This window comes from Rhizobium sp. PRIMUS64 (assembly GCF_023006465.1).
GTDB classification, from domain to species: Bacteria; Pseudomonadota; Alphaproteobacteria; order Rhizobiales; family Rhizobiaceae; genus Rhizobium; species Rhizobium leguminosarum.
Genome location: NZ_JALBGX010000209.1, coordinates 1 through 8,356 on the forward strand (window position 1 = coordinate 1; position 8,356 = coordinate 8,356).

Below are 8,356 nucleotides of genomic sequence, written 5' to 3' on the forward strand. Positions count from 1 at the left end.
ATTTGCCGATGCCGGGGTCGCCGCCAATCAGCACCGCCGAGCCGCGCACGAAGCCGCCGCCAAGCGCCCGATCGAGCTCCGACATGGCGGTGTGGATGCGCGGTGCCTCCTCGATCTCGCCCGACAGCGCCGTCAGCGCTACAGGGCGGCCCTTTTTCGGTGTCTTGCCGGGACCGGAGCCGATCCCGCCCATCGGATCCTCTTCGACGATGGTGTTCCACTCGCCGCAGTTTTCGCATTTGCCGGCCCAGCGGTTATGAACCGTGCCGCAACTCTGGCAGATGAATTGTGTCCTGGCCTTCGCCATCAATTACTCTTTCAGTCCGGGTTTCGAGGCAAGCAGACGCGCCGCTTCATCGAATCATTGTCGTGCTTGAGATAATGACTATCGCGACGGATCAAAACTAATGATTTCCCCATCAGCACACCCGTGCCTATCCTTTGCTCCTAGTCATTCGGAACGGTGGAAGATGTTCGATTATTCGCTCGCACACTGGCTTGCATTTCTGTCGGCGGCGGTTTTGCTCAACCTCTCGCCCGGCCCCGACATCGCCTTCATCCTCGGTCACACGATGAGAGGCGGAAAACGTGCCGGTTTTTCCGCGTTGTTCGGCGTCTGGTCTGGCGCCTGCCTGCACGTGCTGATGGCGGCACTCGGCCTTTCCGCCGTGCTTGCCGCTTCCGCTGCCGCCTTCTCGACGGTCAAATGGATCGGCGCCGCCTATCTCGTCTGGCTGGGCATTCAGGCGTTGCGCGCCGGCGGCGGCAATGGACTGATAAAGGCTGCCGGTGAAGAAATGCCGGTCGCAAGGATCTACCGGCAAGGAATCCTTGTGTCGCTGCTCAATCCGAAGGTGGCGATCTTCTTCCTGGCCTTCCTGCCGCAATTCGTCGTCGAAGGGGCAGGACCGGCATGGGCCCAACTCCTGCTGCATGGCGCGCTCATCATTGTCGTCGCTGCCTTCATCGAGCCGCCGCTCGTCCTTCTCGGAGGGCGCCTTGCCGATGCGCTCAGGCATAATCAGAAAGTCGGGCTATGGCTCGATCGCAGCCTCGGCGCGCTCTTCGTGGCGCTCGGGGTCCGGCTTGCGCTCAGCAGCCGTTGACGGGCGAACTCTACTCCTCGGCGACATAGCGCCGCTCGTGGCGGAGCCCCATGCTGGTCAGGATCTCGTATCCGATCGTGCCTGCTGCCCGCGCCACGTCGTCGACTGGCATATTCTTGCCGAACAGCTCGACATAATCCCCGGCACGCACGGCATTGTCAGGCAGGTCGGTGATATCGAAGATCGTCAGGTCCATGGTGATGCGGCCGGCAACCGGCACCTTGTGTCCGGCGATGAAACCTTGCCCGCCTTGCGGCACCACTTGGCGCAGCGGTACGCCACCGCTCGACTGGCTGCGCATATAGCCGTCGGCATAACCGGCCGAGGCGATCGCCAGCCGGCTTTTGCGGTTGAGCTGCAGCGCCCGCCCGTAGCTGACGGTCTCGCCGGCCTCGACATTTCGCACCTGGATGATGCGCGCTTCCGCTGTTGCCACCGGCCGCATCGGGTTCGTCATGCCGCAGACCGCTTCGCCGCCATAAAGCGCAATGCCGGGGCGGGTCAGGTCGAAGTGATAATCCTCGCCGAGAAAGATGCCGGCCGAGGCGGCAAGACTTGAATCGATGCCTTCGTAGGCGGCGCTAACCCTGTGGAATGATTCGAGCTGCCGCCGGTTCATCGCATGGCTGGGATCGTCGCCGCAGGCGAGATGGCTCATGACAAGCACCGGCGCGAAACTCGCCGGCCGCGAAACGTCGTCGACGAGCGCGATCGCATCGTCGATATGCAGTCCGAGCCGATTGAAACCAGTATCGACATGCAGCGCGCAGGGATAGTCGCCGTAATCGGCCAGCACCGCCATCCAGAAGGCGAGTTGCTCGTCGGAGGAAATCACCGGCACCAGATCATTGTCGAAGAAGCGCCGCTCGGTGCCCGGCCAGATGCCGGAGAGCACGAAGATGCGCGCCTCCGGCGCATAGAGGCGAAGGGTGACGCCCTCGTCGACGGTCGCGACGAAGAAGTCGCGGGCGCCCGCCATATAGAGCGCTTCGCCGGCATCCTCGATGCCCATGCCATAGGCATCCGCCTTGACGACGGCCGAGGCGCGCGCTGCACCGGAGCGGCGCGCCATATCGCGCCAGTTCTCCGTCAGCGCGGTCAAGTCGACGGTCAGCCGCAGGCCTGCGGAAGCGAAAAGATCGTCGTCGTCGAAGGGAATGGGAAAATCTGTCATGAATCGCCGTGAAGAAATGAAGGGAAAATCACCTCACCCAGTCTAGTGAGCATTGCGACCAAGGGAAAGCGCGGGCGGTCACATACCATCCTTTGCCGCCTGTACGATCACTTTTGTTCAAGACGCATGGCGGCTTCGGCGCTAATCTACCCGCATGCAGAACGTATCTCAGAAAGAGGCGGCGGAGGCTATGCCGCTCGCCAACGTGGAATCGGCCCGCTTTTGGCGGGACAGCCGCTTCCGCGACATGGAGTGTCTGAGCGCTACCTTCCTCACTCATGAATATGCGCCGCATGCGCACGATACATTCAGCATCGGCGCGATTGAAAGCGGCAGCCAGATCGCCACGCTGAGCGGCAGGCGGGAGGAAACCGGCCCCGGCGACCTTTATCTTATCGATCCCGGCGTCATTCATGACGGTGCTCCCGGCGGCGAGGGCTACCGTTACCGCATGATCTATCCGGACATGAAATTATTCATCGATATTCTGGAGGATGTGACCGGCAAGGCCTTTCACGCGACGCCGTCTTTTTCCGGCGGGCTTCCACGCGATCCGCAGCTCGCCAATGCTTTTCACTCCGCCCATCGCACGCTCGAAAGGGGTGCAGGTGCATTGGAGTCCGATGAAAGCATGTTCTCGGTGCTGGCGGCGATCTTTGCGCGCCACGGCAGCACCATGGTCGTGCCTGTCGATACGCAGGAGCGAAGCGCCGTCGCCCGCGCCCGCGAATACCTCATCGAGAATTTCGACAGCGACGTCGGCCTTGAGGAACTGGCCGGGGTGGCGAGGTTGAGCCGCGCGCATCTCATCCGCGCCTTCCGCAAGGAATACCACATCACGCCGCATGCCTTCCTGACGGACCGGCGCGTGCAGGTGGCCCGCAGGTTGCTGCGGCAGGGGCGCATGCCGGCCGATATTGCGTTCGAATGCGGTTTTGCCGATCAGGCGCATTTCACCCGGCACTTCAAGGCGCGCACAGGCGTAACACCCGGTCAATTCCGAACGGGCTGATCACTTACGTTCAATACGGCTGGGTCGGGCTGGGCTACTGCTCCGCGATCTTAATCGGGAGGTTGCCATGTTGCAGCAGAGCCGGCCGGCCGGCGAATTTCTTGCCGGAATGCGCGCCATCTTTCCACTTGTCGTCGCCGTTGCTCCGATCGGCCTGGTTTTCGGCGCGATTTCGGCCACCAAGGGGCTTTCGGTCTTGGAAACAGCGCTGATGAGCGCGCTGGTCTTTGCCGGTGGCTCGCAGTTCGTGGCAATGGATATATGGGCGCATCCGGCAAGCTGGGTCGGCGTCGGCTTTGCCACCCTGCTGGTCAACATCCGCCATGTGCTGATGAGCGCCTCCATCGGCATGAAGATGCAGTCCTTCTCCACCATCAGGCGCTATGCCGCCATGTTGTTCCTTGCCGACGAACTCTGGGCCATGGCGGAGTTCCGCGCCGGCAGCACACGGCTGACGCCCGTATGGTATGCCGGTATCGTCACGCCCTTCTATGCCGCCTGGGTCGGCTCTTCGCTGGCAGGCGCGTTGCTCGGCGCCTTTCTGGGCGATCCCGCGGTCATCGGTCTCGATTTCGCCTTTCCGGCCGTGTTTGTCGTGCTGGTCATGGGCTTCTGGAAGGGACCGGAAACGGGCGCAATTCTGGCCGCGAGCGGAATTGCAGCCGTTGTCGTCCATCATTTCGTGCCGGGCGTGTGGTATATCGCAGCCGGTGCTTTGGCCGGACTGGTGATGGCTTTCTGGAAGGGTCGGGTACAGGAGCAGGCCGCATGACGCTTGATATCAATACCTGCTTGCCATCCTCGCTATGGCATTCGCGACGATTTTCACGCGCATCAGTGGTCTCGTCCTCATCCGTCATGTGCAGCTGGACGAACGCTGGAAAACGGCGATTGAGGCGATCCCGCCGGCGGTCCTGATGGCCGTGATAGCTCCGACCGCCTTTGCGACCGGCTGGGCGGAGACACTGGCATGTGCCGCAACGGCGCTGGCCGCCCGCCGCCTGCCGATGCTTGCCAGCGTCGTCGTCGGCGTTGTGGCGGTGGCCTTGTTGCGGGCCGCAGTTTTCTAAGGGAAATTGACCCGGAAAACCGCGTCAATGTTCCTCGTACTGTGTGAAGGAAGGATCGGCGAGATCGGCAAAGCGCGTGAATTCTGACTGGAAGGCGAGTTTCACCGTGCCCGTCGGCCCGTGGCGCTGCTTGGCGATGATGACGTCGGCCGTGCCCTTCACCTTGTCGAACAGCGCTTCCCATTCCGGATATTTCGGATCGTGGATGTCGCGCGGCTCCGAATTCTTGACGTAATATTCCTCGCGGAACACGAAGAGCACAACGTCGGCATCCTGCTCGATCGAGCCGGATTCGCGAAGGTCGGACAGCTGCGGCCGCTTGTCGTCGCGGCTTTCGACCTGACGCGAGAGCTGCGACAGCGCGATGATCGGAACGTTGAGCTCCTTGCCGAGCGCCTTGAGGCCGGTGGTGATCTGGGTGATTTCCTGCACGCGGTTGTCGCTGGATTTGCCCGAACCGGTCATCAGCTGAATGTAGTCGACCACAAGCACGTCGAGGCCGCGCTGGCGCTTGAGGCGGCGGGCGCGCGCCGAAAGCTGGGCGATCGAGATGCCGCCGGTCTGGTCGATATAGAGCGGCACCTTCTGCATCATCATCGAGCAGGCGACGAGCTTTTCAAAATCGGCATCGTTGATGTCGCCGCGGCGGATCTTCGAGGAGGAGACTTCCGTCTGCTCGGAGATGATACGGGTGGCGAGCTGTTCCGACGACATTTCGAGCGAATAGAAGCCCACGACGCCACCGTTCTTCGCCTTCATGCTCCCGTCCGACTGGACTTCGCCTTCGTAGGCGGCGGCAATATTATAGGCGATGTTCGTGGCAAGCGAGGTCTTGCCCATGCCGGGGCGTCCGGCCAGCACGATCAAGTCCGAACGCTGCAGGCCGCCCATCTTGGAATCCAGCGAATGGATGCCGGTGGAAATGCCGGAAAGCCCGCCGTCACGTTCCTTGGCGACAGCCGCCATGTCGATGGCGAGCGCAACCGCATCGTTGAAGGCCTGGAAGCCGCCGTCGTAGCGGCCGTTCTCCGCCAATTCGAAGAGGCGGCGTTCCGTATCCTCGATCTGAGACTGCGGCGGCATGTCGAGCGGCGCGTCATAGGCGATATTGACGACATCTTCGCCGATGGTGATCAGCGCCCGGCGCAGCGCCAGGTCGTAGATCGCCCGGCCGTAATCCTCGGCATTGATGACGGTGACGGCATTGCTGACGAGACTCGCCAGATATTGCGAAACCGTCATGTCGCCGACCTTCTCGTCGGCTTTCAGGAAGGTCTTGATCGTCACCGGGTTGGCGATCTTACCCATGCGGATGATATCGCCGGCAACCTCGAAGATCTTCCGGTGCAGCGGTTCATAGAGATGGATCGGCTTCAGGAAGTCCGACACCCGGTAATAGGCGTCGTTGTTCATCAGGATCGCACCCAGAAGCGCCTGCTCGGCTTCGATATTGTTGGGTGCTTCGCGATAATGCTGCTCCGACGGGGCAACAGCTGTAATCTTTCGAGCGGCGTCGTTCATCATCATCCGTTCTGTCTTTTTCCAGCTCCGGATTTGCAATTCCGGACGCGAAAATCAAGAGGCTACGAAAGGAGCGGGGGCTCGCTTCGCCTAAATCCTGAACGCTGTGCACGTTGTTCGACTTCTCCACAGTCTTGGGCGACACAAAGGAGAAATACTGGCAGTGTCACCCGCACGACACGGTATGGCGCCGACTCAGCCCATCCGTTTCGGAGAACGCTACTTTAGCGCGATGCCATAAGGCACGCAGCAAAAACATCCGGACAATCCCCTTAAAAAGCGACCCAGTCCACTACGCCTATGGAAGGGATGGAAACGAAAAAGCCCGGCGCGGTGGCCGGGCTTCCCTGTCGCGGATCGCTCCGACGAAATTATGCTTCGTCTTCGTCGACGCCGTCGGCTTCCGGATCGAAGAAGTCTTCCGGACGCAGCGCGTCTTCGTCGACGCCGTAGATCGCGTCGACCGAGGTGAGTTCTTCGCCCTTGGACTGGCGCTCTGCCTCTTCGGCCGAACGGGCAACGTTCAGCTCGACGTGGATTTCGACTTCGGCATGCAGCTGCAGTTCGACCTTGTGCAGGCCGATCGACTTGATCGGCGTGTTGAGGTGAACCTGGTTGCGGCCGATGTTGAAGCCTTCGGCGGCGAGAATCTCGACGACGTCACGGGCAGCAACCGAACCGTAGAGCTGGCCGGTTTCGCCGGCGGAACGCACGACGATGAAGGACTTGCCGTCGAGAACGTCGGCGACCTTCTGGGCTTCCGACTTGCGCTCGAGGTTGCGGGCTTCGAGCGTCGCACGCTCGGCTTCGAAGCGGGTCTTGTTGGCGGCGTTGGCGCGCAGCGCCTTGCCGAGCGGCAGCAGGTAGTTACGGGCAAAGCCGTCGCGAACCTTTACGGTTTCGCCCATCTGGCCGAGCTTGGAGATGCGTTCGAGAAGGATGACTTCCATTTTCTTTTTCCTTTCTTGTGTCTCAGATTTTCGTATCGGATTGTTTGGGGGCATCAGCATCTTTCGTCGGGGTCAGCGCGATCGCCTTGCGCGTATCGCTGAGACCGAGAACGAGGATGAGGAGAGCTGGCAGCAGCATGAGCATCGAGGCCAGATAGCAGAGGATGAGAGCCGGTATGCGCCAGTCCTTGCCGCGCGTGCGGAAATGCAGCGAGGCGAAACCGGAAAGCATGAAGCCGGCGCCGAAGGTGCCGATCACGGTCGCACCGACCAGCGCCGGAATGCCGCCGAAAAAGCAGGCGGCAAGCCCGGCCAGGAAGATGAAGATCGAGTTGCGGTTCATGCGCAGCGACGAGGGAATATCCTCGCGCGGGCGAAGGCCGCGGCCGGACGCTGAGACGATGCGCACGGCGAAGTAATAGGCGGCAAATAACATGCTGACCCACATGCCGCCCTGCAAAGCCGGCAGCATCAGCAGGATCAGCGACTTGGTCTGCGCAGTCGCCGCCGGATCGGGCATGAATTCCGGCTGCTGCTGCTTGAGCGAGGTGATCAGCAGATCGACGATCGGATCGGTAATCTCAGGCCCGTAGCCGATGATCACACCGATGACGATGACGGCGAGCGTCACCAGACCGCAGAGATGCAGCAGGATATCGGAGAGCGGATACCAGGCAAGCAGATGGTCGGGGCCGCCGAGTTCGGCGGCCGGACGCGCCAGATTGGCGAGATGGCTGAGCCAACCGGCCGGCAGAAGCGTCACCAGCGTCATGATCAGCGCGAAGGAGGGCGAGATCAAGATCGCCCCGAGGGCCGCAGCGGTGACGACGGCCGAGACCGCGGCGGCATTGCCCCATCCGAGCCCGACGATCAGGATCGGCAGCGCCGAGGCCGTGTAGAGAAGCGCGCTGAAAAACGACGGCTGCATGCTCGCACCCAGCACCAGCAGGGCGGCGGTCAATCCGGCGAGTGCGCCGATCAGCAGCGTTCTAATGTTCGGTCGTTTCAAGGTCGCTGTCCTGCTTCATCAAGCAGTTAGAGGATGTTGCTGAATCAAATTCAGAAACGTCTCAACATGGGTTTTAAGAGTTCCGATCCGCGCCCATCGCGGAAGGGAGAAGGGAAGGCACGAATGCCTTCCCTAAAGGTGTCGGCGTCGACCGATTAGGCGACGACGTAGGGCAGCAGGCCGAGGAAACGGGCGCGCTTGATCGCCTGGGCGAGTTCGCGCTGCTTCTTCTGGGAAACGGCCGTGATGCGGGACGGTACGATCTTGCCACGCTCGGAAATGTAGCGCTGCAGCAGGCGTACGTCCTTGTAGTCGATCCGCGGCGCATTGGCGCCGGAGAACGGGCAGGTCTTGCGGCGGCGATGGAACGGGCGGCGGACCGGAGCGGAGGAAGTTTCAGACATATCTCAGATCTCCCTTATACACGGTCTTCGCGCGGACGGCGCGGACGGTCGTCACGGTCGCCGAAGCCACCTTCACGCGGCGGACGCGGGCCGCGGTCGCGATCACCGCC

General features: G+C 61.8%; 8 protein-coding genes and 2 pseudogenes. 4 read left to right on the forward strand and 6 right to left on the reverse strand.

All coding sequences use genetic code 11. The features are described 5' to 3' along the window. Positions 1–307 (reverse strand): annotated as a pseudogene (locus tag MOV76_RS37275) (DNA repair protein RadA); the annotation flags it as partial. 163 nt (positions 308–470) lie between these two features. Here MOV76_RS37275 and MOV76_RS37280 point away from each other — a divergent pair. Further along, entirely contained in the window at positions 471–1,106 is a 636-nt protein-coding gene (locus MOV76_RS37280; protein WP_130759561.1) for a LysE family translocator, read from the forward strand. 10 nt (positions 1,107–1,116) lie between these two features. Here MOV76_RS37280 and alr read toward each other — a convergent pair whose 3' ends face one another. Continuing rightward, on the reverse strand, positions 1,117–2,280 hold the full coding sequence (gene alr, locus MOV76_RS37285; protein ID WP_115156996.1) for an alanine racemase: 1,164 nt from the start codon (positions 2,278–2,280) through the stop codon (positions 1,117–1,119). 190 nt (positions 2,281–2,470) lie between these two features. Between alr and MOV76_RS37290 the strand changes: the two genes are divergently transcribed. The 3 genes and pseudogenes from MOV76_RS37290 (at position 2,471) to MOV76_RS37300 (ending at position 4,362) form a co-directional block, all read left to right on the forward strand. Next, positions 2,471–3,292: an AraC family transcriptional regulator gene (locus MOV76_RS37290; protein ID WP_018241437.1), complete on the forward strand. Its 822-nt coding sequence runs from the start codon at positions 2,471–2,473 to the stop codon at positions 3,290–3,292. 67 nt (positions 3,293–3,359) lie between these two features. After that, positions 3,360–4,064 (forward strand): AzlC family ABC transporter permease, encoded by a 705-nt coding sequence (locus MOV76_RS37295; protein WP_018447411.1) that lies wholly within the window; start codon positions 3,360–3,362, stop codon positions 4,062–4,064. Beyond that, positions 4,061–4,362, forward strand: a pseudogene (locus MOV76_RS37300) (AzlD family protein). Before MOV76_RS37295 ends, MOV76_RS37300 begins: the two are co-directional and overlap by 4 nt. 24 nt (positions 4,363–4,386) lie before the next feature. Here the strand turns inward: MOV76_RS37300 and MOV76_RS37305 are convergent. The 4 genes from MOV76_RS37305 to rpsR all read right to left on the reverse strand — a co-directional run bounded on the left by MOV76_RS37305 (position 4,387) and on the right by rpsR (position 8,246). Beyond that, positions 4,387–5,883 (reverse strand): replicative DNA helicase, encoded by a 1,497-nt coding sequence (locus tag MOV76_RS37305; RefSeq protein ID WP_026188341.1) that lies wholly within the window; start codon positions 5,881–5,883, stop codon positions 4,387–4,389. Positions 5,884–6,254: 371 nt separating this feature from the next. Beyond that, a complete protein-coding gene (gene rplI, locus MOV76_RS37310; protein WP_018241441.1) occupies positions 6,255–6,833 on the reverse strand; it encodes a 50S ribosomal protein L9 in 579 nt (192 codons plus the stop codon). Positions 6,834–6,855: 22 nt separating this feature from the next. Continuing rightward, positions 6,856–7,842, reverse strand: coding sequence for a DUF2232 domain-containing protein (locus MOV76_RS37315; RefSeq protein WP_018241442.1), 987 nt, complete (start codon positions 7,840–7,842; stop codon positions 6,856–6,858). A 155-nt stretch (positions 7,843–7,997) separates the two neighbouring features. After that, the gene (rpsR, locus tag MOV76_RS37320; RefSeq protein ID WP_003547038.1) at positions 7,998–8,246 is read right to left on the reverse strand and encodes a 30S ribosomal protein S18; all 249 of its coding nucleotides are present in this window, start codon (positions 8,244–8,246) and stop codon (positions 7,998–8,000) included. Positions 8,247–8,356 lie beyond the last annotated feature (110 nt).